Origin of the sequence: Nonomuraea sp. NPDC052265, assembly GCF_044547985.1 — a bacterium.
GTDB lineage: Bacteria > Actinomycetota > Actinomycetes > Streptosporangiales > Streptosporangiaceae > Nonomuraea.
Map to the genome: position 1 here is coordinate 185,389 of NZ_JBIUBJ010000008.1, position 23,571 is coordinate 208,959.

20 protein-coding genes are annotated in these 23,571 nt (G+C 70.4%); 9 read left to right on the forward strand and 11 right to left on the reverse strand.

Going from position 1 to position 23,571, the window contains the following annotated elements; translation table 11 throughout:
• Positions 1–385: 385 nt before the first annotated feature.
• The 4 genes from purD to ACIHAD_RS24695 all read left to right on the forward strand — a co-directional run bounded on the left by purD (position 386) and on the right by ACIHAD_RS24695 (position 5,270).
• Positions 386–1,603, forward strand: a complete 1,218-nt coding sequence (gene purD, locus ACIHAD_RS24680; protein ID WP_397356960.1) for a phosphoribosylamine--glycine ligase — start codon at positions 386–388, stop codon at positions 1,601–1,603.
• Positions 1,600–2,436, forward strand: coding sequence for a phosphoribosylaminoimidazolesuccinocarboxamide synthase (locus ACIHAD_RS24685; protein WP_397356962.1), 837 nt, complete (start codon positions 1,600–1,602; stop codon positions 2,434–2,436). The genes purD and ACIHAD_RS24685 overlap by 4 nt, the downstream gene beginning before the upstream one ends.
• 77 nt (positions 2,437–2,513) lie before the next feature.
• A complete protein-coding gene (gene murA / locus ACIHAD_RS24690) occupies positions 2,514–3,779 on the forward strand; it encodes a UDP-N-acetylglucosamine 1-carboxyvinyltransferase (RefSeq protein WP_397356963.1) in 1,266 nt (421 codons plus the stop codon).
• A 201-nt stretch (positions 3,780–3,980) separates the two neighbouring features.
• Positions 3,981–5,270 carry a GTP cyclohydrolase IIa gene (locus ACIHAD_RS24695; protein ID WP_125644142.1) on the forward strand — a complete coding sequence of 430 codons (1,290 nt, stop codon included), beginning with the start codon at positions 3,981–3,983 and terminating at the stop codon, positions 5,268–5,270.
• A 303-nt stretch (positions 5,271–5,573) separates the two neighbouring features.
• On the opposite strand, the gene ACIHAD_RS24700 is transcribed toward ACIHAD_RS24695, so the two are convergent.
• Complete coding sequence (locus ACIHAD_RS24700) at positions 5,574–6,032, reverse strand: rhodanese-like domain-containing protein (RefSeq protein WP_397356965.1); 459 nt, start codon at positions 6,030–6,032, stop codon at positions 5,574–5,576.
• 160 nt (positions 6,033–6,192) lie between these two features.
• Here ACIHAD_RS24700 and ACIHAD_RS24705 point away from each other — a divergent pair, with 160 nt between their 5' ends.
• Positions 6,193–7,131 (forward strand): EamA family transporter, encoded by a 939-nt coding sequence (locus tag ACIHAD_RS24705; RefSeq protein ID WP_397356966.1) that lies wholly within the window; start codon positions 6,193–6,195, stop codon positions 7,129–7,131.
• Here ACIHAD_RS24705 and hisC read toward each other — a convergent pair.
• The 7 genes from hisC to ACIHAD_RS24740 form a co-directional block, all read right to left on the reverse strand.
• Complete coding sequence (hisC, locus tag ACIHAD_RS24710) at positions 7,128–8,186, reverse strand: histidinol-phosphate transaminase (RefSeq protein WP_397356967.1); 1,059 nt, start codon at positions 8,184–8,186, stop codon at positions 7,128–7,130. The genes ACIHAD_RS24705 and hisC overlap by 4 nt on opposite strands.
• 184 nt (positions 8,187–8,370) lie before the next feature.
• On the reverse strand, positions 8,371–8,814 hold the full coding sequence (locus tag ACIHAD_RS24715; protein ID WP_397356969.1) for a GNAT family N-acetyltransferase: 444 nt from the start codon (positions 8,812–8,814) through the stop codon (positions 8,371–8,373).
• Between the two features lie 104 nt (positions 8,815–8,918).
• Entirely contained in the window at positions 8,919–9,575 is a 657-nt protein-coding gene (locus ACIHAD_RS24720; RefSeq protein WP_397356970.1) for an NUDIX hydrolase, read from the reverse strand.
• Between the two features lie 31 nt (positions 9,576–9,606).
• Positions 9,607–11,406 carry a DUF4434 domain-containing protein gene (locus ACIHAD_RS24725; protein WP_397356972.1) on the reverse strand — a complete coding sequence of 600 codons (1,800 nt, stop codon included), beginning with the start codon at positions 11,404–11,406 and terminating at the stop codon, positions 9,607–9,609.
• A gap of 43 nt (positions 11,407–11,449) precedes the next feature.
• On the reverse strand, positions 11,450–12,538 hold the full coding sequence (locus tag ACIHAD_RS24730) for a glycosyltransferase (RefSeq protein ID WP_397356973.1): 1,089 nt from the start codon (positions 12,536–12,538) through the stop codon (positions 11,450–11,452).
• A 19-nt stretch (positions 12,539–12,557) separates the two neighbouring features.
• Positions 12,558–13,820: a nucleotide sugar dehydrogenase gene (locus tag ACIHAD_RS24735; protein WP_397356974.1), complete on the reverse strand. Its 1,263-nt coding sequence runs from the start codon at positions 13,818–13,820 to the stop codon at positions 12,558–12,560.
• A gap of 115 nt (positions 13,821–13,935) precedes the next feature.
• Positions 13,936–15,609, reverse strand: a complete 1,674-nt coding sequence (locus ACIHAD_RS24740) for a glycosyltransferase family 4 protein (RefSeq protein WP_397356975.1) — start codon at positions 15,607–15,609, stop codon at positions 13,936–13,938.
• A 56-nt stretch (positions 15,610–15,665) separates the two neighbouring features.
• On the opposite strand from ACIHAD_RS24740, the gene wecB reads away from it, so the two are divergent.
• Together wecB and ACIHAD_RS24750 are read left to right on the forward strand one after the other, a co-directional pair.
• A complete protein-coding gene (gene wecB / locus ACIHAD_RS24745) occupies positions 15,666–16,796 on the forward strand; it encodes a non-hydrolyzing UDP-N-acetylglucosamine 2-epimerase (protein ID WP_397356976.1) in 1,131 nt (376 codons plus the stop codon).
• A gap of 54 nt (positions 16,797–16,850) precedes the next feature.
• Positions 16,851–18,887: a glycosyltransferase gene (locus ACIHAD_RS24750; RefSeq protein ID WP_397356977.1), complete on the forward strand. Its 2,037-nt coding sequence runs from the start codon at positions 16,851–16,853 to the stop codon at positions 18,885–18,887.
• Between the two features lie 3 nt (positions 18,888–18,890).
• On the opposite strand, the gene ACIHAD_RS24755 is transcribed toward ACIHAD_RS24750, so the two are convergent.
• The 3 genes from ACIHAD_RS24755 to ACIHAD_RS24765 form a co-directional block, all read right to left on the reverse strand.
• Positions 18,891–19,538 carry a hypothetical protein gene (locus tag ACIHAD_RS24755; RefSeq protein ID WP_397356979.1) on the reverse strand — a complete coding sequence of 216 codons (648 nt, stop codon included), beginning with the start codon at positions 19,536–19,538 and terminating at the stop codon, positions 18,891–18,893.
• Positions 19,539–19,645: 107 nt separating this feature from the next.
• Positions 19,646–21,097, reverse strand: a complete 1,452-nt coding sequence (locus ACIHAD_RS24760; RefSeq protein ID WP_397356980.1) for an SPFH domain-containing protein — start codon at positions 21,095–21,097, stop codon at positions 19,646–19,648.
• A 9-nt stretch (positions 21,098–21,106) separates the two neighbouring features.
• Positions 21,107–21,331, reverse strand: coding sequence for a hypothetical protein (locus ACIHAD_RS24765; protein WP_397356981.1), 225 nt, complete (start codon positions 21,329–21,331; stop codon positions 21,107–21,109).
• A 245-nt stretch (positions 21,332–21,576) separates the two neighbouring features.
• Here ACIHAD_RS24765 and ACIHAD_RS24770 point away from each other — a divergent pair, with 245 nt between their 5' ends.
• Positions 21,577–22,899 carry a hypothetical protein gene (locus ACIHAD_RS24770; RefSeq protein ID WP_397356982.1) on the forward strand — a complete coding sequence of 441 codons (1,323 nt, stop codon included), beginning with the start codon at positions 21,577–21,579 and terminating at the stop codon, positions 22,897–22,899.
• Positions 22,900–23,014: 115 nt separating this feature from the next.
• Positions 23,015–23,545: a PrsW family glutamic-type intramembrane protease gene (locus tag ACIHAD_RS24775; protein ID WP_397356983.1), complete on the forward strand. Its 531-nt coding sequence runs from the start codon at positions 23,015–23,017 to the stop codon at positions 23,543–23,545.
• The last annotated feature ends 26 nt before the right edge of the window (positions 23,546–23,571 follow it).

Here is a 23,571-nt window from a genome sequence, read left to right on the forward strand (position 1 = left end):
AAGCGTGGACGAGCGCATGGCAGTCCCTTTCCGCCCGACCTGGCACGCTCCACGCGCGATGAAAAGTCACCTCAATCGACACAAATGCGTGGAGGCACGATCAGGCTGCCGGATTGGAGTGGTCGGGGGTAACTGGGGCGTACGTGGGAGAGCACGTACTGCTGGGATCACCAGGATTCATCCCGGACCACCTCCAATCACAAGAGACGCCGCAAAGCCGCCTTAACCTACCACAGGCGGGTGAACCCAAACGACGATACTCGCCGGAGGGCGCTCGGATCAGGTAGAACCACACAAAGATGCGGGCTTGTTCCGGCATTCGACGGCCCGGGACGTGCACGAGACCCGCGCCGGGCGAGGCGGCGGGCCTGCGACAATGGGGCACGTGCGCGTTCTAGTCATTGGTTCCGGAGGGCGTGAGCACGCCCTGTGCCGTTCGCTCAAACTCGATCCCCAGGTCAGCGAGCTCCACTGTGCTCCCGGTAACGCGGGCATCGAAGGCGTCGCGACCGTTCATCCCGTCGATCCCGTCGATCCCGCGCAGGTGGCCGAGCTGGCCGGGCGGCTGGGGGCCGACCTCGTCGTGGTGGGGCCGGAGGCGCCGCTCGTGGCGGGCGTGGCCGACGCCGTGCGCGAGGCCGGCATCGCCTGCTTCGGGCCGACCCGCGAGGCGGCCATGCTCGAAGGCTCCAAGGCGTTCGCCAAGGAGATCATGCAGGCCGCCGACGTGCCGACCGCCCGGGCGCGCACGTGCGAGACCGAGGAGGAGGCCGCCGCGGCGCTCGACGAGTTCGGCGCCCCCTACGTCGTCAAGGACGACGGCCTGGCGGCGGGCAAGGGCGTGGTCGTCACGCGCGACCGCGACCAGGCGCTGGAGCACGCGCGGGCCTGCGAGCGGGTGGTGATCGAGGAGTTCCTCGACGGGCCCGAGGTGTCGCTGTTCGCGCTCTGCGACGGCAGCACGGCGGTGCCGCTCCAGCTCGCCCAGGACTTCAAGCGGGCCTACGACGGCGACGAGGGGCCCAACACCGGCGGCATGGGCGCGTACACGCCGCTGCCCTGGGCGCCGGACGGGCTCACCGAGCAGGTCATGCGCGAGGTCGTGCATCCGACGATCGCCGAGCTGGGCCGGCGCGGGCTGCCGTACCAGGGGGTGCTCTACGTGGGGCTGGCCCTGACCGGGAAGGGGCCGAAGGTGGTCGAGTTCAACGCCCGCTTCGGCGACCCCGAGACGCAGGTGCTGCTCGACCGGCTGGAGACGCCGCTCGGCGGGCTGCTGATGGCGTGCGCGACCGGCGAGCTCGGCCTCGACCCGGTGTTCAAGGACGGCTCGGCGGTGACCGTGGTGATCGCGGCGGAGAACTATCCCGACGCGCCGGTCAAGGGCGACGTGATCACCGGCCTGGCCGAGACCGAGCACGCGTACGTGATCCACGCCGGCACCACGCGCGGCCCCGGCGGCGAGATCGTCTCCAACGGCGGGCGTGTGCTGACCGTCGTCGGCAACGGCCCCGACCGGGAGAGCGCCCGTCGCAACGCCTACGACCTCGTCGACCGCGTCGAGCTGCGCGGCTCGCACCACAGGACGGACATCGCCCGATGAAGCACCTGCACTCCGGCAAGGTACGCGACCTCTACGAGACCGACGAGGGCCTGCTGCTGATGGTCGCCTCCGACCGGATCTCGGCCTTCGACTACGTGCTGGAGCCGGACATCCCCGACAAGGGGGCCATCCTCACGCAGATGTCACTGTGGTGGTTCGACCAGCTCAAGGACGTCGTGCCCAACCACATCCTGTCCGGGGGCGACGACGCGCGCAGCGTGGTGTGCAAGCCGCTGCGCATGGTCCAGGTCGAGTGCGTGGCCCGTGGCTACCTGACCGGCGGCGGCCTGTCGGAGTACCGCGCGACCGGCACGGTCTCCGGGGTGCCGCTGCCCGCCGGCCTGGAGGACGGCTCCCGGCTGCCGGAGCCGATCTTCACCCCCTCCTCGAAGGCCCCGCAGGGAGAGCACGACGAGCCGATCTCCTTCGAGCAGGTGGTCGCCGAGGTCGGCGCGGAGACCGCCGAAGAGCTGCGGCGCATCACGATCGACGTCTACACGCGCGGCGCGGAGATCGCCCGCGAGCGCGGCATCATCCTGGCCGACACCAAGATCGAGCTGGGCTGGGACGCCGACGGCGTACTGACGCTGGGCGACGAGGTGCTGACGCCGGACTCGTCGCGGTTCTGGCCGGCCGACGAGTGGAAGCCGGGCCGGGCGCAACCTTCTTTCGATAAGCAATATGTACGCGATTGGTTGCTCTCGCCCGAATCCGGATGGGACAAATCCTCCGGAAACCCCCCGCCCCGACTTCCCGACCATGTCGTCGAGCGCACCAGGCAGCGATACCTGGAAGCATATGAGCGCGTCACGGGGGCTTCCTTTAGCGGATGATTCGGCTGGGCCACCTGGTGTTAGCCACTACTGTTGGCCCGATCGAGCCTGACCGTTGATTTCAAGGAGCCGCACGAATGGTCCGTTACCGCGTGCGCGGTGGCAACGCACTGCGTGGAACCGCGTTCATCCAGGGCGCGAAGAACGCCGTGCTTCCCATGATCGGTGCGGCTCTGCTGGCCGCCAAGGGCCGTACCGTGCTGCGGAACGTGCCGATCATCGAAGACGTCCGGCGCGCCGTCGAGCTGGCCGAGACGATCGGCGCGTACGTGGAGCTGCACGAGTCCGAGCGCACGCTGGTCATCGACGCCTCCAGGCTGAGCAGTGCGGTGCTGCCCGCCGAGATCGCCCGCCGGTTCCGCGGTTCCGTGCTGTTCACCCCCGCGCTGCTCCACCGGCTGGGCGAGGCGATCGTGGAGGGCGTCGGCGGCTGCAACCTGGGCAGCCGCAACCTCGACTTCCACTACCTGGGCTACAAGCGGCTGGGCGCGATCGTCGACGAGGGCGAGACCGTCATCCACGTCAAGGCCAGCGGCCTGACCGGCGCGACGCTCTACCTCGACACGCCCTCCCACACCGGCACCGAGAACCTGATCATGGCCGCCGCCCTGGCCAAGGGCACGACGGTGATCGAGAACGCGGCCCTTGAGCCCGAAGTGCTCGACGTCATCGACATGCTCACCAAGATGGGCGCGCGCATCAGCGGCGGCGGCACCGGGTTCATCACCGTCGAGGGCGTGGAGGAGCTGCACGCCGTCGAGCACACCGTGATGCCCGACCGGCTCGACGCGGGCGTGTTCGCGATGGCCGCGGCGATCACCGGGGGCGAGCTGAGCCTCGTGGGCACCGGCCTCGACCTGGGCGTCGTCCGCTACAAGCTGGAGCAGATGGGCGTCGACTTCGCCCGCCAGGGCGCGGTGCTGCACGTCCGGTGCGACCGCCCGCTGCGGCCCATCAACATCATCACCGACACCTATCCCGGGTTCGCGACCGACCTGCAGTCGCCGATGATGACCGTGGCCGCCCTGGCCGACGGCACCAGCTACATCCACGAGCGCATCTTCGACGGCCGTTTCGCCCTGGCCGGCGAGCTCAACAAGATGGGCGCCGACGTCGAGGTCGAGGGCAGCAGGGCCGTCGTACGCGGCCACACGCCGCTCAAGGGCACACAAGTCACGGCGCACGATCTGCGCTCCGGTATCGCGCTCGTGCTCGCCGGTCTGGCGGCCGAAGGCGAGACCGTCATCGAGTCGGGATACCTCATCGATCGCGGCCACGCACATCTCGCGGCGCGAATGCGCGCGCTCGGCGCGGACATTACACGAGAGATTTCTGAGCGCTAAAAAACATGAGAAAAACCGCGTTGAGCTGCTGAGACATCTTGTCGGGCGGTCAACTAGAACGACTTTCCGGAAAAGTCGGGCGTGACATTACGGCCCCCGCGAGCGATCGTTCCAAAAGAGAGCACTGCAACGGACGGCAGGATGGGACGAACATTGGTCGAGAGGGCCGAAGAAACTCCCCGAGTGTCACGCCCGGGCGCCATGACACCGGACCTCACCATCGGCGTGGTCGGACCCCACGACCTGGTCGAGCGAGTCATGCTGATGGGTCACGCCGCGGCACCGCTGCCGTGTCGCCTGGTCGCGGCCGCGTACCGCGACGAACAGGAGGCGCCCGACAAGGTGACGCGGCTCGGTCCCGGTGTCGACGCGTGTCTGTTCGCCAGCCCGGTCCCTTATGACCTGGCCAGGCGATCAGGCGTGCTGACGATGCCCGCGACCTACGTGCAACTCGGTGGAGCTGCATTGGTGGCGGCGCTGGCCAAGGCCGCACTGGACACTCGGATGGACCCGCAACGGGTCAGCGTCGACGTGGTCAGCAGGGCGGATGTCGAGGAGGCGTACACCGACCTCGGCATACCGGCCACGGACGTGCACAGCCGCGACGAGCCCGGCGCCACGGGCACGATCGCGGCCTACCACGAACGGCTGGCCCGTCAGGGCGCCACCTCGGGAGCACTGACGTGCCTGCCCGCGGTGGCCGAACGCCTGCATGCCGCGGGCGTACCGGTCATCAGGATCAGGCCGACCTCGGCGGCGGTCCGGACGGCGCTGCACACCGCGGCGCTGCTCGGGGCGCATCACCGGCTGGAGGAGTCACAGCTCACCGTGGTGCTGGTGGAGGTGCCGACGCTGCGCGAGCCCGTGCGGCGCGCGGCGCCACGCTACTGGCGCGACGAGCTGCGGCTGTCGCTGCACCGGCTGCTGGTCCAGGAGGCGAACCGGATCAACGCGACCGTCTGGCCGATCGACGATCACAGTTACCTGGTCACCGCGACCAGGGGCTCGATCGCCGCGGCCACCGACGGGTTCAGGGTGCTGCCCTTCGCGGCCAGGATCCGGGACGAGCTGGGGCTGGCGGTCGAGGTGGGCGTCGGGATGGGGCGTACGACACACGACGCGGAGTCGCACGCGCGGGCCGCGCTGGCCCGCACCCAGGCGGGCAAACAGGCCCAGGGATTCGCGGTGGACCGCGAGGGCCGGGCACTCATCCCGGCTCCCCGGATGCCACCCACCGGGTCGACCGCGCTCAAACCGAAGGGCGTGGAAGTACTGGCCAGGCTGGCGGCGAAGCTCGAAGGCGGCGACACGGTGGTCGACGCCGAGGGCGCGGGCAAGATGCTCGGGGTGACGCCTCGCACGGCTCGACGGTTGCTGCGCACGCTGGTTGACGAGGGACTCGCGTGGCCGCTACCGCCGAACCGCACCCCGCAGCCGGGGCGTCCGCGCCAGCTCTACCGGCTCATCGTGGAGAAGCTCGGCCCGCGATGACCGTACGGGGCCCGTCGTCCCCTTTCAGGGGCGGCGGGTGCCGAATTCTTGACCTCAGGAGTCAAAGGCACGGACAATCCCCTTGACTCTTGGGGACTTATTGGTTGACCCGAGTAGATGCGGGTATGTTCACCGACGCCCCCGATCGACGGGATTCGGACGGGGGCGCCAAACTTTCCCCTACGGTCGCCCCCCTTTGCGTGGAAGGCGTCCGGAAGGGGCTGTGGGGCCGTCTGGCGGCACTGGTCGACTGATCGGGGTGTCCGGATATAGCCGGTCACCTCGCTTGGATTGGGGACGCTCTCAGCAGGCGCACGCGATCCCGGACACCGGCGCCGTCAGCGCGTCGATCGGCCCCCGCGTGACGCCGGACGCGGTCTCGACCGGAAACCCCTCCCTGGCCCAGTACTCGAAGCCGCCGAGCATCTCCTTTACCGCGTAACCGAGCCTGGCGAACTCCAGGGCGGCCCGCGTGGCGCCGTTGCAGCCGGGACCCCAGCAGTAGGTGACGACGGTGACGTCCTTCGGGACCAGCGCGGCGGCCCGCGCGGCGATCTCGGCCGTGGGCAGGTGCACCGCCCCCTGGACGTGTCCCTGGTCCCAGCTCTCCCGGCTGCGGGAGTCGACGACCACGACGCCCGGCGATCCGGCGGTCAGGTCGGCGGCCACGTCCGAGACGTCGGTCTCGAAGGCCAGGCGGGCGGCGAAGTGGGCGAGGGCGGCGGCGTTGGGGGCGGCGGGAGTGGAGGTGCCGGCTGACATCTACGACATATCCCTTCATTGCTGGACAGTCGCGATCGTCTCAGCCGGCCCGCCCTCCTCGACAGTGGCGTGAAAGCCGCCGATCGCTAATATCCCGCCAAAGTCCGAAGTCTGATACCCGCCGGTGTCATGTCCGAGTAGCCCGGTAGGGTCATGACCCATGAGTGCGAACACCACTGACAGCCGGGCTCCGCTCCTGGTCTGGAGCGCCCTGGCGATCGTGTACGTGGTGTGGGGCTCGACCTACCTCGGCATCAGGATCGCCATCGAGACCATGCCCCCGATGCTGAGCGGCGCGCTGCGGTTCGTGACGGCCGCGCTGCTGCTGGGCGGCTTTCTGGTGATCAGGAAGGGTCTGGAGCCGTTCCGGATGTCGTGGCGGCAGTTCTGCGGGGCGGGGTTCGTCGGCCTGCTCCTGCTGACCAGCGGCAACGGCATGGTCGCCGTGGCCGAGCAGCACATCTCCAGCGGCCTGGCCGCGCTGCTCGTGGCGTCCGTGCCGCTCTGGCTGGTCGTGTTCAGGATCCTGGTCAGGGACCGGCCGGCCGTGCTGACGCTGGCGGGCGTGCTCGTCGGGTTCGGCGGCGTCGCGGCGTTGTCGCTGACCGGCGGCCAGTCGGTGGACACCGCCGGGATCGTGGTGATCCTGCTCGCGTCGTTCTCGTGGTCGGTCGGCTCGTTCCTGTCGGCGCGCATCCCCATGCCCGCCAACCCCTTCGCGGCCAGCACGATCGAGATGCTGGTCGGCGGCGCCGGCCTGGCCGTGACCGGCATGGCGCTCGGCGAACGGCTCGACCTGGCGGCGGTCTCCGGACGTTCCTGGGCGGCGCTGGCCTACCTGGTGCTGGTCGGGTCGCTGGTCGGCTTCACCGCCTACACCTGGCTGCTGGGGAACGCGCCGATCTCGCTGGTGTCCACGTACGCGTACGTCAACCCGGCCGTCGCCGTGCTCCTCGGCATGCTGGTCGTGAACGAGCACGTCACCCCGCAGATCATCGCCGGGGGCGCGGTGATCCTGGTCGGCGTCGCCCTGGTGGTCTCCACCGAGCGACGCGCCAGGACCAGGACCGCGGCCCTCGCCGAAGAGGTCAGCGCCTAACCGCGGAACTTCTTGGCCGCGGCGAGGAAGGCGTCGTTGGCCTCGGGGTCGCCGATGGACACCCGGGCACCCTCCCCCGCGAACGGCCGCACGGCCACGCCCTCCACCGCGCAGGCGGCGGCGAAGTCGAGGGTGCGCTCGCCGAGCCGCAGCCAGACGAAGTTCGCCTCGGTCGGCGGCACCGTCCAGCCCTGCTCGATCAGCGACTCGCGGACGCGGCCGCGCTCCTTGACCACCCGCTCGACCCGCTCCAGCAGCTCGTCCTCGGCCTTCAGCGAGGCGATGGCGGCGACCTGCGCGAGGTGGTTGACGGCGAACGGGATGATCGTCTTGCGGACGGTCGACGCCACGGGCTCGTGGCCGATCAGGTAGCCGACCCGCAGGCCCGCCAGCCCGTACGCCTTGGAGAACGTGCGCAGGACGCACACGTTCGGGCGGTCGCGATAGAGCGTCAGGCCGTCGGGGACGTCCTCGTCGCGGACGTACTCGCGGTAGGCCTCGTCCAGCACCACGAGCACGTTCTCCGGCACGCGGTCGAGGAAGGACACCAGCGCGTCGCGGCGGATCGCGGTGCCGGTGGGGTTGTTGGGGTTGCACACGAAGACCATGCGGGTGCGGTCGGTGATCGCCTCCGCCATGGCGTCCAGGTCGTGATCCTCGCCCGTGAGCGGCACCTGGACGGACGTGACCCCGGAGAGGTCGGCCAGCAGCGGGTACGCCTCGAACGACCGCCACGCGTAGACGACCTCGACGCCGGGCTCGCCGACCGACTCGAACAACTGCTGGGCCACCGTGACCGAGCCCGCGCCGAGCGCGATGTGCTCGAAGGGCACGTCGTACCGCTCGGCGATGGCCTCGGTCAGCTTGACCGCGCCGGGGTCGGGGTAGCGGTTGATCTGCCGGGCTCCCTCGGCGACGGCCTCGACCACGGAGGGCAGCGGGTCGTAGGGGGATTCGTTCGAGGACAGCTTGTACGACCGGCCGTCGGCGGAGACCACGGCCTTGCCCGGCTTGTAGGGGGGCATGGTGTCCAGGATGTGGCGGAAACGAGGCATAGAACTACCTTAAGAGCCCCGACCCCATGAGGCATCCGGCAGGGACGTCATCAACACCGGCACGAAACCCTCCTGGCCAACGGCGCGGGCCATGCGTGGGGGGACACGCCTGCCTGTTGATGGCGCAGGCCTTGGGGACGCGTCCTTCAGGGGTCCTTCGAGGTCGGGGTTGTGGGGTGGGAGGTTATGGGTGGGGGCGTTGCCAGCGGGTTTCGCCGTCTTGGACGAGGTCGGTGGCGTGGAGGCCGGCGTGGGCGGCGACGGCGGCGGACGCTCTGTGCTCGGGGTGGACGTGGGCGACCACTGTGCCGATGCCCTGGGTGTCGCACCAGGTGACGAGGGCGCGGGCGGCTTCGGCGGCCAGGCCGCGGCCCTGCCACGGCACTCCGATCACCCAGGCGATCTCGGCCGTGCCCTCCTCGACGGTCGCCTGCACGTAGCCGGTCAGACGGCCGTCGGCGCGCAGGCGGAGCACCCAGTTGTGCCAGCCGGGCGGGCCCGCGACCAGGCGTTCGTAGCGGGCGCGCAGCTCCTGCTCGGTGGCGGGGGCGCCGCCGATGAACTCGTGCAGGCGCGGGTCGGCGAGCACGGCCGCCATCTCCGCGGCGTGCTCCACCTGCAAGGGCACGAGGACCAGGCGAGGAGTCTCGATGACATCCACAGGAGAACGGGTCAAGTCAGGGTCTCCAACCGCGTCCACAGGCGGGACGCTCGGGTGGGGTGGGGTGGGGGTCATTCTTGGAGCATGGGGGGGTGGAGGAGTTCGGCCGGGCCGCGGCGGTAGAGCTTGGCGGGGCGGCCGCCGTCTCTGGTGGTGGTGGCGCCCGTCTCCACCAGGAAGCCCTCCGCCTTGGTGACCTTCCGGTGGAAGTTACGAGGATCCAGGGGGCGGCCCCAGACGATCTCGTACACCCGGCGCAGGTCGGCGACGGTGAACTCCGGCGGGCAGAAGGCCGCGCCCAGGGACGTGTACTCCAGCTTGGCCCGCGCCCGTTCGACCCCGTCGAGCATGATGCGGCGGTGGTCGAAGGCCATGACGGTCAGCGCCTCGACCGGCTGCCAGCTCATGTGCGCCTTCTCCGAGGCCGGCAGGTCGGGGGCCAGGCCCAGGTAGGCGACGCTCAGGACACGCTGACGCGGGTCGCGGTCGGGGTATCCGTACGTCTGGAGCTGCTCCAGGTGCACCGGGGCGCCCGGGAGGCCGGCGCGTTCGGCGAGGACGCGGTGGGCGGCGGCCGGCAGGTCCTCGTCGAGCTGGATGAAGCCGCCGGGCAGCGACCAGCGGCGCAGGAACGGCGGGTTGTCGCGCCGCCACACCAGAGCGCTGAGAGCATGGTTGCGTACGGTGAGCACGACCAGGTCGACGCTGACCGGGATGCTCGGGACCATGGACGGCACGTTACACGGAGTCCCGTCTGCCCTATGCGGATATGCGTACGTGGAGCGGCGTCGTGGCCTGCTTGCCCGACGCCCCCTTGATCCCTATTTTGACCCATTCCCCTGGCGGCACCTGGGTCCAGTCGAACGGCACCCAGGCCGTCGCCATCCGGGCCGGGTGCTCGTCCAGCGGGTCCTTGTCGAGCCAGCCGACGGCCGAGACCACCAGTTCCTTGGTGCCGCCGGACCATTCGACGAGGACCGTGCTGCCGTCGAGGTTGTAGCCGCGCACCTCGACGCCGTCCTGGGGGTCGCGGGCCCGCCTGATGGCGTCCACGGCGATCGGGCGTTGCCAGTCGCCGGCGATCTCGTCCTGGAGCGAGGGGTCGCCGCAGGTCATGAAGTCGCTCCACATGTAGGAGACGATCTTCTGGACGTACCGGCCGGCCATCGCGACGGCCTGGTCGAGACGCTTCTTGTCGGTCTGGCCGCGCGTGCCCTGCGGGGCGCACGGCTGCTTGCCGGACGGCTCGAACGCCTCCACGTTCGCCCACAGCACCACCTCGTGACCGGCCTCCAGCATCTCGTCGCGGGCCCTGGCCATCTCCCGGTAGTAGTCGCGGGTCGAGCCGTGGTACGCGGTGCCGTAGGTGGACTCGCCCACCACCGGGCGCAGCCGGTCGTCCACCTCGGTGCCGCGCTCGTCCGGCCAGAACAGGCCGACCTTGCCCGTGCCGCGGCTGTCCTGCGGGGCGATGATGCCGACACCGGTCCGCGCCAGCGCCTTGAACGCCTCGGCCACCTGCGCCGGCGTCTGGCCGAAGCCGACCCGCTTGCGGGCGTCGAGGTACGGGCTGATCAGGATCGGCTTGCCGAGCTCCTGCTCCACGATCCGGTGCTGGTCGGCGTACACCTCAAGGGTGGGGTTGGTGGCCAGCGTGGCGCCCATCTGCACCTCGAACGGCTGGTAGACGCCGCCCAGCGCCTGCCTGTCGGCGAAGCGCACGCCGTAGTCCTGGAGGATGCGCCGGGTCAGCGTGGTGAGGGTGCCGATGTGCTGCTTGTTCGCCCTGGTCGGCGTCGCGGGGTCGCGCGGGGCGAGCGGCAGCGCGGGGAACACCTGCATGCTGAACTGGTCGGCCAGGTCGAGCAGCTCCTTCAGGCTGTCCTTGGCCGAGCCGGCCACCAGGATCATGTCGTACGACATGGCCTTCTTGGTGAAGTCGCAGGTGGAGTCGTCGGAGCCGTCGGGAGGGGCGACCATGCGGTAGTAGATCCGGTCGCCGACCTTGACGCGGTGTTCCATCTTGGGGCAGCGGAACAGGTCGTCGCCGAACGCCTCGTCGGTGCGGTAGACGTACGTGCGCCCGATCCGGTTGCCGGGGTTGGCCTTCCTCAGGTCCCGCTCGGCCGCGTCGTGGCAGCTCAGGCCGTCCTCTTCGCACGCCTTGTACAGCGGGTCGAGCGTCCCGTCCTTCGACAGCACCTCGCCGGTGTCGTCGGAGACGGCGCGGTACTGCAGGCCGTACCCGATCCTGATGATCGTGTCGCCGCCGGCGCGATGGATCTCCTGGAGCTGGTGACGCCAGGTGCAGGGGTTCGACTTCGGCGTGATCCAGTAGCCGGTGACGGCGTAGAAGTTCTTGGTGGTGGTGTCGAACGTTCCACAGGGGTCGGTGAACTCCTTGACCTTCGGCGGCGGCGGCGTCGAAACGGTCCTGGACGGCTTCGGCGTGCTCGACGAGGACGCGACCGGCCGCTCGGACGACGACGGGAAAAGGATGATCACCACCGCGACCACGGCCAGGACGGCTGCGCCCACGAGCAGGAAGAGCCATCGCACGTTCAGGAACCTACCGCTCTCGTGATCCGCCGGAGATAAACCGCTATCGCGTGATCCCGGCCCATGCCTCAAGCTGGGACACGAACCGCTTGGCAGAGTTCGGCCAGTGATGGTTCGCGCGGGCCGCCGCGTACCCGCGAGCGCCCTGCGCCCGCCGCTCGCGCACGTCGTCCCGCAGCGTCAGCACCGCCTGCGCGACGGCCTTGGGGTCCGCCCAGGGCACCACGATCCCGCTGTCGTACCGCTCCACCAGTTCGACCGCGCGCGGCGACGGCGTCGTGATGACCGGGATGCCGTGCGCCATGTACTCCACGATCTTGGTGGGCATCGAGTGCCGGTAGTTGGGCTCGTCGTGCAGCAACGACAGCCCGGCCAGCGCCCCGTCGAGCCGCTTGAGCGCCTCGTCGTTGGGCATGAAGTCGCGCCACTCCAGCAGGCCGTCGGCGACGGCCTGGTTGAGCATGGGACGGCTCTGCGGATCGGCGTACCCGATCAGCTCCACCGCCACCCGGTACGGCTGCAGCAGCTTGGCCACCTCGACGGCCTCGAACACCCCGCGCGCCCGCGACAGCCACCCGAGGTAGACCACCCGGTCATCGCCCGGAGGCGTCACCGAGTCCGGCACCCAGGTCTCGTTCGGCACGATCAGATGGGCGTGCTTGAACCGGCCCGCGTAGGCGGTCTCGGCCAGCAGCAGGTTCATGTGCCGCTCGGCCGTGCCCTCCAGCATGCGGGCGAAGAAGCGCACCGGCGGGCGCAGGAACGAGGGCAGCCACGGCTTGAGCGAGAGCGTCGCCGGGGTGTCCTCGTGCACGTCCCACACCACCGGCGGGCGGTTGCGCACGCCCCAGACCGCGAACAGCAGCTCCGGGTCGTGGATCAGGACGAGGTCGACCTTGTTCCGCATGCGTTTGAACAGCCGTCGGGCGGCCCAGACGGCCGCCATGCGTTTCCGCTGGGCGGCCCTGGGCAGATCGACGCCGTTGACCCATGGACGCGGTACGACCCCGTGCGCCGTGAAAGAGGCGGCATACGTGACCTCATGACCGGCATCCACGAGGGCACGGATCTGCCGATGCAGAATTCTCGCGTCCTCGGGGTTATGCACCACCGTCATGACGAGCACGTGCACTGCGCGCAGCCCTCCGTCGCTACAGCCGCTCGACGCGTTCACCCTCGGTGAGCACACCGCGGGTGTCCAGCACGAGCTTGGCCTTCGCCTCGACCATGGCCAGATCGAACGCGGCGTGCTGCTGCAGCAGCAGCGACACGTCGGCATTGACCACGGCCTCGGTCAGGTCCTCTTCCCGTGGCACCGGAGTACCGTCGACCGACCACTCCTTGACGTACGGGTCGGCGAACGAGAGATCGGCCCCCAGCTCCAGCAGCGCACGCGCCACAGGCAGAGCCGGAGTTTCCCGTTCGTCGGCGATATCCGGTTTGTACGTGACGCCGAGCATAACCACTCGGGCGCCGTTCACGGGCTTCTTATGTCTGTTCAGCAGTCGCTGGACGCGGGCCACCACGTAGGACGGCATGCGCTCGTTGATCTCCTGGGCCAGCTCCACGAACCTGAACGGGTACCCGAGCTTGCGCACGGTGTACGACAGGTACGAGGGGTCCACAGGGATGCAGTGACCGCCGACGCCCGGCCCCGGCAGGAACTTCTGGAAGCCGAACGGCTTGGTGGCCGCGGCCTCGATCGACTCCCACAGGTTGATGCCGAGCTCGTCGCAGAAGATCGCCATCTCGTTGACGAGGGCGATGTTGACGTGCCGGTAGGTGTTCTCCAGCAGCTTGGCCATCTCGGCCTCGCGGGTGCCGCTGACCGGCACCACCTGCTCGATGAACTGCTTGTAGAACGCCGTCGCCCGGTCGCGGCAGACCGGCGTGTAGCCGCCCACGACCTTCGGGGTGTTCTTGAGCCCGAACTTCGGGTTGCCCGGGTCGATGCGCTCGGGTGAGAAGGCCAGGTGGAAGTCCACGCCGGCGACCAGGCCCGACTGCTCCAGCAGCGGGCGGGCCACCTCGTCGGTGGTGCCGGGCCAGGTGGTGGATTCGAGGACGACGAGCGTGCCCTTGCCGAGGTTGCGGGCGACGGCCTTGGTCGCGCCCTCGACCGCGGACAGGTCGGGACGGTGGTCCTCGTCCAGCGGGGTGGGAACGCAGATGACGATCGTGTTGCTTCTGGCCAGCACGGACTCGTCCAGCGTCGCGCTGAATCCGTTCGCCAGCATGTGATCGAGGTCAGCGTCGGTCAGGTCATCGATGTAGGACTGCCCGGCGTTGAGCGCGTCGACCTTCCGGGGGTCCACGTCCACGCCGACGACCCGCAGCCCGGCGGCAACCGCTTCCTTCGCAAGCGGCATACCGACGTAGCCCAGGCCGATGACAGCCAAGTCGATTTCTGTCACAGCAGTGCCTTCGAGAGCCGGAAACAACACTTCATGGTCGCAAAGGTTATCTCAAGTCCACCTAGCTCACGCCTAATGCGACCGAACCCGTCACAACGTACAGCCAACGTGGAGGTCATCTTTCGGCAAGCGATCGGTATAGAGCTTGATAAGTCTCGGCAACGCGGCTCCAAGTACGCTTCGCCGCGACTTCGGCCCGTCCGGCCTCGCCCATCTCCGCCCGCCTGGCCGGATCCTCGCGGAGGCCGGCGATCGCCTTGGCCAGCTCGGCCGGGTCGCCCGCCGGGACCAGCAGGCCGGCGCCGTCGGAGCCGACCAGCTCGGACAGCGCGGGCAGATCGCTGAGCACCACCGGCTTGCCGAGCGCCATCGCCTCGACGGGCTTCAGGGGCGTGACGAGCCGGCAGACCCGCAGGTCCTCGCGCGGGCAGGCGAAGATGTCGATGGCGTCCTGGGCCTGCAGCGCCTCGTCGGGGCCGACCCGTCCGGGCAGGACGGCGTCGCGCAGCCCGAGCTCCTCGACCAGGGCGAGCAGGTTCTCCCGCTCGGCGCCGTCGCCCACGATGAGCACCCGTACCGGCGTGCGGTCGTCGCGCAGCAGCGCGGCGGCGCGCAGCAGGGTCGCGAAGCCCTCGTAGGCCACGATGCTGGACACCGAGCCGACCACGATCTCGCCGGGGGCGATGCCGTACGCGTCACGGAAGGACGCGCCGTCGTAGTGGGCCGACAGCAGGGTGTCGTCGACGGCGTTGGGCGCCAGGTGGATGCGCTCCCTGGGCACGCCGCGCTCGACGATCTCCGTGGCCATCGTCTCGGCCAGCGTGACGACCGCGTCGGCCTCGCGCATGAGGAACGCCTCACGGTCGCGCTGGAGCACGTGCCGCTGGCTGCCGACCCGGATCGGGTCGCGCGAGGCCCACGTCTCCTCCAGGAAGCCGCGCACCTCATAGACGAAGGGCGTGCCCGTCCGGTCGCGGACGGCGTGGGCGACCGAGCCGTTGCGGTGGTCGGTGGCGGCGTGCAGGACCTGCGGCCCAAGCTGCTCGACCAGGCGGGTGACGCCCTCGGCGCCCTTGACCATGCGGCCGCGCATCTCGAACGGCACCTCGCCGTGCCCGTCGGGCAGCAGGCGGTAGTAGGGGATGCCGTCGATCTCCTCCTGCGGCGGCGCGTCGGCGTGCCCCTGGAGCATGGGCCAGCCCCAGCTCGTCACGACGTGCGGGTCGAGCCCGGCCGCCTTCTGGGAGCTGACGATCCTGTGGGTGCGCACGGTGTAACCGGCCTGCGTGTACGGCAGCGCGTTCGTGACCAGGTGCAGCACGCGGCCCTCGACGCGCTCGCCGATGGCGACCTTCGGCGCGGGCGGGATCGGGTCGGGGCTGATGGCGGCCAGCTCGCCGCGGTAGTAGGCGGCCCTGCGCTTGACGAAGGGGTACTTGGTGTGCGCGTCGAGCACTTCGGCGGCCTGGGAGACCCGGCCGGCGTCCCAGTGGGCCTTCGCCTCGTTCCACGGCGCCTTGATCATGCGCATGCCGAGCTTGCGGACCATGCGCCGGGCGCCGCGGGCGGCCGGCCAGGCCACGCTGCCGACGAACGGGCGCAGCTTGGGCGGGAGCGCGTCGGCGGCGGCCTGCGCCACGCGGACGGGGTCGGACTTGACCTTGGTCACGACGACGCGGGAAACGATGACGGGATGCTGGACGAAGCCTTTGAGAAGTCCCCCGACGCCGGCCCGGGCGGACTTCGCGGAAACCTTGGAGGAGTCTTGACGACTGGCGTCGGATGCCACGCGGTGACCGTACCATAGGCAGCGTTTTTTCCCTTCCGCTATGAAAGGCGAGGTCAATGAGGGAGAACCCCCTGGTCCTGCACGTTTTGGGTGCTCGTCCCAATTTCGTGAAAGCGGCCCCGGTGGTGCGTGCACTCGGTGAACTCGGCGTGCGGCAGGGCATCATCCACACCGGGCAGCACTACGACGCGCTGATGTCGGACGTCTTCTTCGCCGACCTCGGGCTGCCCGAGCCGGTGGCCAACCTGGCGGTGGGCTCCGGCACGCACGCCAGGCAGACCGCGGCCCTGCTCGTGGGCCTGGAGGACGTCTTCGTCGCCCAGGAGCCCGACCTCGTCGTGGTCTACGGCGACGTGAACTCGACGCTGGCCGCGATCCTGGTCGCCGCCAAGCTCGGCATCAGGACCGCGCACGTCGAGGCCGGGCTGCGCTCGTTCGACCGGGGCATGCCCGAGGAGGTCAACCGGGTCGTCACCGACGCGCTGGCCGACCTGCTGTTCGTCACCTCGCCCGAGGCCCTGGCCTATCTGGCCTCGGAGGGCGTGCCGCCCGCGAAGGTGCACCTGGTGGGCAACCCGATGATCGACAGCCTCTTCGCCGCGCTGCCCGCGCTGGACCCGGCGCCGCTGGTGGCGCGGATGGGCCTGCCGGCCCGGTACGCCGTGGCGACCCTGCACCGCCCGGCCAACGTGGACACCGCCGAGGCCGCCAGGGAGCTGGTCGAGGCCGTGCTGGAGGTGTCGCGGCGGACGCCGGTCGTGGTGCCGGTGCACCCGCGCGGCAAGGCGCGGCTGGCCGAGGCGGGTCTGGTGGACGGCGGCACGATCAAGGTCATCGAGCCGCTGGGTTATGTGGACTTCCTCTCACTCGTGCGGGGCGCGGCGCTGGTCGTCACCGACTCCGGCGGCGTGCAGGAGGAGACGACCATGCTGGGCGTCCCCTGCCTGACGCTGCGGCCCAACACCGAGCGGCCGATCACGATCACGCACGGCACGAACCGCCTGGTCACGCCCGCGCTGCTGCCCGCCGCGGCGGAGAAGGCGCTCGCCGACGGAGCCGCCACCCCGGCCGGCGAGCTGCCGGTGCTGTGGGACGGCAAGGCCGGTCCGCGCATCGCGACGGTGATCGCGGCGTGGCTGAAGGGCGACAACCTGGCTCCCGCTTCCCAGGCCAAACGCCCTGAATAGCGGCTGAATCCGCCGTACTATGACATACCTCCGCTGAGCGATAGGCGTATCACCATGGCCGAAAACCCTGAGCCCCCCGCATTCCAGCGACTGGGTCCCGTCAACTGGCTGCCCGAGGAGCGCAAGCTCGTCGAGCGGTTCGAGGCAGAGGTCAGGGAGCTGCGGCGGCGGCTGGAGATCGCCGAGGCCAAGGCCGCGTACGCCGGCTGGAAGCTGGAGGCCACCCAGGCCAAGCGCACGTTCAAGCTGGGCGAGGCCCTGGGCTCGAAGAGCCCGGGGAAGATCGTCGAGGCGGTCCGGTCGAAGGACAGGGCGCCCAAGCCGCCCATGCCGGTCGCCGAGGCCGCCCAGCTCGCCGGCCACCGCCCCCCGCTGGTCGAGGTGCCGGCGGCGAAGTGGCCGCTCGGCCCGGTCAACCGGCCCGACCTCAAGGTGGCGGTGATCCTGGACGACTTCTCCAGGATGGCCTTCAGGTACGAGTGGGACCAGATCGAGTTCGGCCTCAAGGACTGGCCGGAGATCTTCGCCGAGAAGCGCCCCGACCTGCTGTTCTGCGAGTCGGCCTGGCACGGCAACCAGGGCCGCTGGCGCTACCAGATGACCGGCACGAACGCCCCCAAGGACCCGCTGCGCGACCTGGTCGCCTGGTGCCGCTCCGAGGGCATCCCGACGGTCTTCTGGAACAAGGAGGACCCGCCGAACTTCGACTTCTTCATCGACACGGCCAAGCTGTTCGACCACGTCTTCACCTGCGACGGCGACATGGTGCCGAAGTATCGCGAGGTGCTGGGCCACGACCGCGTCGACGTGCTGCAGTTCGCCGCCCAGCCGCGCGTGCACAACCCGATCCAGCAGAAGCAGGGCCGCCTGCACGACGTCGTCTTCGCCGGCATGTACTTCCGCGACAAGCACCCCGAGCGCCGCGAGCAGATGGAGACCGTCCTCGACCCGGTGCGCGAGCTGGGCCTGCACATCTTCGCCCGCAACGGCGAGGTGGACGAGAAGTACGCCTGGCCGGAGAAGTACCGGCCGCACATCGTGGGCGAGCTGCCCTACGACCAGATGCTGGCGGCGTACCGGATGTACAAGGTCTTCCTCAACGTCAACTCCGTGCTCGACTCCCCGACCATGTGCGCGCGCCGCGTCTTCGAGCTGTCGGCGTGCGCGACCCCGGTGGTGTCGGGGTGGTCGCGGGCGATCGAGGAGACGTTCGGCGGGCTGATCCCGATCGCGCGGGAGCCGGTGGAGTCGTACAACCAGGTGCTGCACCTGATCAACAGCCCCGAGCTGCGGGCCAGGATGGGCCACCTGGCCATGCGGGAGGTCTTCGACAAGCACCTGTTCTCGCACCGGGTGGACCAGATCCTGCAGAACCTCGGCCACGCCACCGCACCCCGGTCGCGCTCGATCTCGGTCGTGCTGCCGACCAACCGGGCCTCGCAGATCGAGCACGCGATCTCGTCGGTGGCCCGGCAGCTCCACCGGCCGCTACAGTTGATCATGGTCCTGCACGGGCTGGACATCGACCCGGTGGTCGTCGCCGACAAGGCCCGCATGGCCGGCATCACGGACGTCGTCGTCCTGCCCGCCGCCCCGGAGCTCACGCTCGGCGCCTGCATGAACCTGGGCATCGCCGCCGCCGAGGGCGAACTGATCGCCAAGATGGACGACGACAACCTCTACGGCGAGCACTACCTGTCGGACCTGGTGCGCGCGTTCGACTACTCCGACGCCGAGCTGGTCGGCAAGGGGGCGCACTACGCGTACTTCGAGGGCAGCAACACCACCATGCTCCGCCTGCCCGGCCTGGAGCACCGGTACTCCTTCCTCGTCCAGGGCGGCACGTTCCTCGGCAAGGCGGACATGTTCCGCTCGTACGGCTTCGCGGACATCACGCGGGGGGAGGACACGCACCTGGTACGCCGCCTGAAGGAGGACTCCGTCAAGATCTACTCGGCGGACCGCTTCAACTTCGTCTACTGGCGCAGCGCCGACGCCTCCATGCACACCTGGCAGGCCGACCACATCAAGCTGACCCGCAACGCGCAGTTCTCCTTCGTCGGCCGCCCGGACGACCACGTGCTCATCTGAGACTCAGCGGGTGACGCGGGCCAGGTTCTGGTCGGCGAGGCGGGCGAGCTCGTACAGGCCGTCGGCCTTCACCTTCTGGCCGACGACGAGCATGCTCATGATCAGGTGTGCCCGCCTGATCACGACCGACCCGATCTGGGCGTGCTTGCCGCCGCCGGAGGCCGTCGTCAGGTACGCCCGCGACTCGTCGCCCCTGGCCGGCATGGCCAGCTTCGCGGTGCGGTAGGTCACGTCCGCGCCCTCGACGGTCGCCTTGTACCGGGCGCACTGCGGCGGCAGCGGCGCGGGCATGGACGCCGACGGCATCGACACGACGGCCTGCGTGATCGAGCCGCGCGCGGCGGAGAAGGCGATGACGGCGGCGGGCGCGCGGGCGACCTCCGGCTTGGCCGCGTCGAGCTGGGCGGCCCCGGCGCACTCCGGGCGTTCCAGCTTGGCCTGCTGGATGGCGGCCAGCCCCTCCTGGGTGGACTTGAGCGAGCCGAACGCCCCCATCTCCGGCCCGTACGCGATGCGCATGCCCTTGGGCACGGGCAGCAGGGCGGCACGCAGCCTGGCCGCCTCCACCGCCGAGGAGGACGCGGAGGGCTGCGCCGACCCGGCGGCCTGGTCACCGGCCTCGCCGGAGGAACATCCGGCCAGGACCATCATGCTCAGACATACCCCCGAAATAGCCTTAAGCACGAATTCTCCCCTTGCTCTAGCGGCTTTTTCGGAAACGCTAGAGGAAGCGGCGAGTAAGGAGCCGAGTAACGTCGCTATTCGCGGGATTCAATGGGTTCGCGAGGGATTTCAGGTTCGGCGCCGTTCTGGCTTCCGCCGTTGAGCAGCGCCCTGGCCAGGCCGAGCCCGGTGCCGCCGAGCGTGAGCGCCTTGGCCAAAAGCTCCTCCACGCCCTGGGCGCCGTTCAGCACGACCATGTGGTCCACGTTCGCGAACGCCTTCGCGCCCGCCTCGACGACCTCCGGCCAGCGTTCGGCGAGCTGCTGGGCGATGACCGCCTCCTGGTTCTCCTTCAGCGCCTCGGCCCGCGCCCTGATCGCCTCGGCCTCCGCCAGGCCCAGCGCCCTGGCCGCCTGCGCCTCGGCCAGCCCGCGCGCCTGGGCGGCCTGGGCCTCCGCCTCACCGGCGATCTTGGTGGCCGCGCCGGCCGCCTCGCCGCGCAGCCGTACGGACTCGGCCTCGGCGGCGGCGGCCAGCTTGACCTGGCTCGCCTGGGCGCCGGCGCGCAGTTCGGTCTCCTGGGCCTCGGCCTGGGCCTGGGCGATGCGGGCGTCCCGGTCGGCCTGTGCCAGCGTGACGGTCTCGTACGCCTTGGCGTCGGCGGGCTTGCGCACCTGCGACTGGAGCCGCTGCTCGGCGAGCTGGGCCTCCAGCTCGGCGGCCCTGGTCTCCTGGACGACGACCTCCTGCCGGGCGCTGGCCTCCGACAGCGGCCCCGCCTGCCTGGTCATGGCCTGGGCCCGGTCGATCTCGGCCTGGTAGGCGGCCCGCTTGATCTGCGCGTCGCGCTGGGCCGCGGCCTTGTTGGCGGCGGCGATCTGCTCGGCCTCGGTGGCCTCCTGGTCACGCTGGGCCTGGGCGATGCGGGCGACGGCGGCGACCCTGGCGGCGTGCGGCTTGCCCAGATTGGCGATGTAGCCGGTCTCGTCGTCGATCTCCTGGATCTGCAGCGAGTCGACGATCAGCCCGAGCTTGCTCATCTCGTCGGCGGCCGAGGCCCTGGTCTCGCTGGTCAGGCGCTCGCGGTTGAGTATCAGGTCCTCGATGGTGAGGTTGCCGATGATCGAGCGCAGGTGTCCGGTGAACAGCTCGTGGATCGCGCTGGTCATGAAGTCCTGCTGGTCGAGGAAGCGGCGGGCGGCGTTGGCGATCGAGGACAGGTCGTCGCCGACCTTGTAGATGACCACGCCGCGGATGTGGACGGGGATGCCCCGCTGGGTGACGCAGGAGACCTGGAGGTTGGCGGCCCTGGTGTCCAGGCGCAGCCGCCGGGCGGCCTGGAAGCCGGGCAGCACGGCCGTGCCCTTCCCCGTGATGATCTTGAAGCCGAGACTGTCGACGCCCTCGCCGCGCCGGCGCGCCCCCAGACCGGAGATGATCAGCGCCTCGTTGGGCTCGGCGACCCGCCAGACGGCTTTGAACAGCAGGATCACGACGACGACCGCGACGACCGCGACCGCGGCGACGATGAAGACCTCGGGGGACATCGGCCCTCCCTAGACGAGTGCTCTGGCCACGTAAACCGTCCGCGGGGGGAAGTACTCCACCACGACGACGATGGTTCCGAGGCCGAACTCCTCGCCGGGCACGCTGGGGTGGGCGTAGAAGGCCTCCACCCCGCCCCTGACCGCGATCATGACCTCGCCGACGAGCCCAGGGCCGATCTTTCCCGTGACCCTGCCCTGCTTGCCGACCACCGCGCTCCCCCCGCTCGCTTCCATTCCGGACGCTACTCCAAACGGGCATTCGCGGTAATAGGCCACGCAAAATGTTTCTCGAACCGCTGCGCGCCCCTGTGGGGCTTTTGGCCGAAGTGCTGATGATTGCCCTCATGAGCATGAATCCGCGCGACCTCGGGATGGATGTGCCCATTTCCCGCCGTGACTTGTTCGACGGGATAACGGTGAGCGCTCTGGGATGCTCGGCGGCGAAAGCCGTTGTCCACGCGACGGAACCGGCCGGAGGGTTGCGCGGGGACACCGCCCAGGCGGTCGCCGTGCCGCACGCGCTGCGCGACGGCCGTTTCTGGCGGCACGCGGGCCCGCCGGAGCCCACCGGCGAGAGCTACGACCTCGTGGTGGTGGGCGGCGGGCGCAGCGGCCTCGGCGCGGCCGAGGAGTGGCTGCGCGGGGATCCGAAGGCCCGCGTGCTCGTGCTGGACAACCGCGACCCCGGCGACCACGGCGGCCCGGCGGGGTTCGACGCGCGCCCGGCCGTAGGCGTGATGTGCGACAGGGAGAGCTTCGGCGCCGACACCCTCGTCCCGGCCGGCCGGCTGGAGGACCTGCCGCTGGCCGCGCGGGCCGTCGCCGACCTGCGCAGGTTGCGCGACGACCCGCCCGACTGGTTCCGCGGCCTGTCGCAGGAGGACAAGCAGGAGCGCCTGGCCGAGCTGACCTACTCCCGGTTCCTGCTGGAGGTCTGCGGCGCGCATCCCGACGCGGAACGCTTCTGCCGGACGCTGCCGTGCGCCGAGCGGGCCTACGACGGCCGGGCGCTCGGCGCGGTGGACGCCTGGGCCGCCGGATATCCGGGCTTCGGCGGCCTGTGCCTCGACAAGCCCTCGCGGTACGCCTCGGCCGCCGGGCCCCTGACCGGCAGCCTCAGGGCCGGACGGGCCACGCTGCGGCCGTCCAGCCCGGTGGTGTCGGTACGGCACGGGGACGCGTCCGTGGTCGTCGCGTACTTCGACGGGCATCGGGTCAGGACCGTCGGCGCCGAGTCGGTGATCATGGCCTGCTGGAGCGCCGTCGTGCCGCACCTCGTGCCCGACCTGCCCGAGCAGCAGCGGCGGGCGTTGGGCCAGGCGGCCCGGCTGCCGGTCCTGGAGGCGAGCGTGCGGCTGCGCGGCGGACGGGCGCGGATCGGCCGCACCCGGTGGACGGGCGCGTACTGGTGCCTGAGCGAACCCGCGCCCGAGGGGCTGCGCCTGCTGGCCACGCCCTGCCGGTCGGAGCTGGGGCCCGTGGCGGGGGCGGCGGCGGGCCGGCGGGAGATGATGGCGACGCCGTACGACCGGCTGGAGGACGGCGTGCGCGACCAGGTGGCCCGGCTGCTGGGCCCCCGGACGGGCATCGAGGCGATCACCGTCCACCGCTGGGGGCACGGGCGGCCGGTGGCGTACTGCAGACCTTGGCACCCCTTCTACCCCGACGGCCCCTTCCCCGCCGACGTCGCCCGCAGGCGGTTCGGCCGGATCGCCATCGCCGGGTCGGACACCGAACCGGCGGCCGGCGGCGACGCGGCGATGGTGGCCGCGCGCAGGGCCGTGCGGGAACTGACCGCGTGAGGCCCTGGCTGCGGGTCTTCCCGGGCGGCCTGGTCCTGTGGGCGGCCGCGGTCGCCGTCACGGCCTGGACGGCCAACTCCAACCTCGTGCCGACCGTCGTGCTGTTCGGCAGCTGATGTACGTCACCCGGCACGCGGTCAGGCGCTCGCCCCGGGACGGCGTGGTGCTCGGCGCGACGGTCGGCTTCGGCTTCGCCGCCTTCGAGAGCTCCGGATACGCCTTCAACGCCCTGTTCACCGCCGACGGCCTGTCGCTGGCGCAGCTCGTCGAGACCGAGATCCTGAGGGGCATCCTGGCCCCCGTGGGCCACGGCCTGTGGACCGCGATACTCGGCGGCGTGCTGTTCGCCGGCCGCGGACGCCTCACCGGGCACCTCGTGTGGAGCTACCTCGGCGTCTCGCTGCTGCACGCGCTCTGGGACTCGATGAGCGCCATCGCCATCGCGATCACGCTGGTCCTGACCGGGCGGCCCTGGCAGTTCGAGCTGCTGCGGATCGGCCGGGTCCCGCACGTGACCGGGTGGCAGGTGCACGTGTACACGCTGGTGAACTGGGGCGGACTCATCGTGATCTCGCTGGTCGCGCTGGTCTGGCTCTGGCGGGTGCTGCACGTGGCCCGCCGGGAGACCGAGATCATGCCCCAATAATCACGGTAATCATCCTGTTCCTCCCA

What these genes read in the sequence shown, in the direction of transcription:
- ACIHAD_RS24685 (WP_397356962.1), top strand. Translation starts at nt 1,600, where the DNA reads ATGAAGCACCTGCACTCCGGCAAGGTACGCGACCTCTACGAGACCGAC.
- murA (WP_397356963.1), top strand. Translation starts at nt 2,514, where the DNA reads ATGGTCCGTTACCGCGTGCGCGGTGGCAACGCACTGCGTGGAACCGCG.
- ACIHAD_RS24695 (WP_125644142.1), top strand. Translation starts at nt 3,981, where the DNA reads ATGACACCGGACCTCACCATCGGCGTGGTCGGACCCCACGACCTGGTC.
- ACIHAD_RS24700 (WP_397356965.1), bottom strand. Translation starts at nt 6,032, where the DNA reads ATGTCAGCCGGCACCTCCACTCCCGCCGCCCCCAACGCCGCCGCCCTC.
- ACIHAD_RS24705 (WP_397356966.1), top strand. Translation starts at nt 6,193, where the DNA reads ATGAGTGCGAACACCACTGACAGCCGGGCTCCGCTCCTGGTCTGGAGC.
- hisC (WP_397356967.1), bottom strand. Translation starts at nt 8,186, where the DNA reads ATGCCTCGTTTCCGCCACATCCTGGACACCATGCCCCCCTACAAGCCG.
- ACIHAD_RS24720 (WP_397356970.1), bottom strand. Translation starts at nt 9,575, where the DNA reads ATGGTCCCGAGCATCCCGGTCAGCGTCGACCTGGTCGTGCTCACCGTA.
- wecB (WP_397356976.1), top strand. Translation starts at nt 15,666, where the DNA reads ATGAGGGAGAACCCCCTGGTCCTGCACGTTTTGGGTGCTCGTCCCAAT.
- ACIHAD_RS24750 (WP_397356977.1), top strand. Translation starts at nt 16,851, where the DNA reads ATGGCCGAAAACCCTGAGCCCCCCGCATTCCAGCGACTGGGTCCCGTC.
- ACIHAD_RS24755 (WP_397356979.1), bottom strand. Translation starts at nt 19,538, where the DNA reads ATGATGGTCCTGGCCGGATGTTCCTCCGGCGAGGCCGGTGACCAGGCC.
- ACIHAD_RS24760 (WP_397356980.1), bottom strand. Translation starts at nt 21,097, where the DNA reads ATGTCCCCCGAGGTCTTCATCGTCGCCGCGGTCGCGGTCGTCGCGGTC.
- ACIHAD_RS24765 (WP_397356981.1), bottom strand. Translation starts at nt 21,331, where the DNA reads ATGGAAGCGAGCGGGGGGAGCGCGGTGGTCGGCAAGCAGGGCAGGGTC.
- ACIHAD_RS24775 (WP_397356983.1), top strand. Translation starts at nt 23,015, where the DNA reads ATGTACGTCACCCGGCACGCGGTCAGGCGCTCGCCCCGGGACGGCGTG.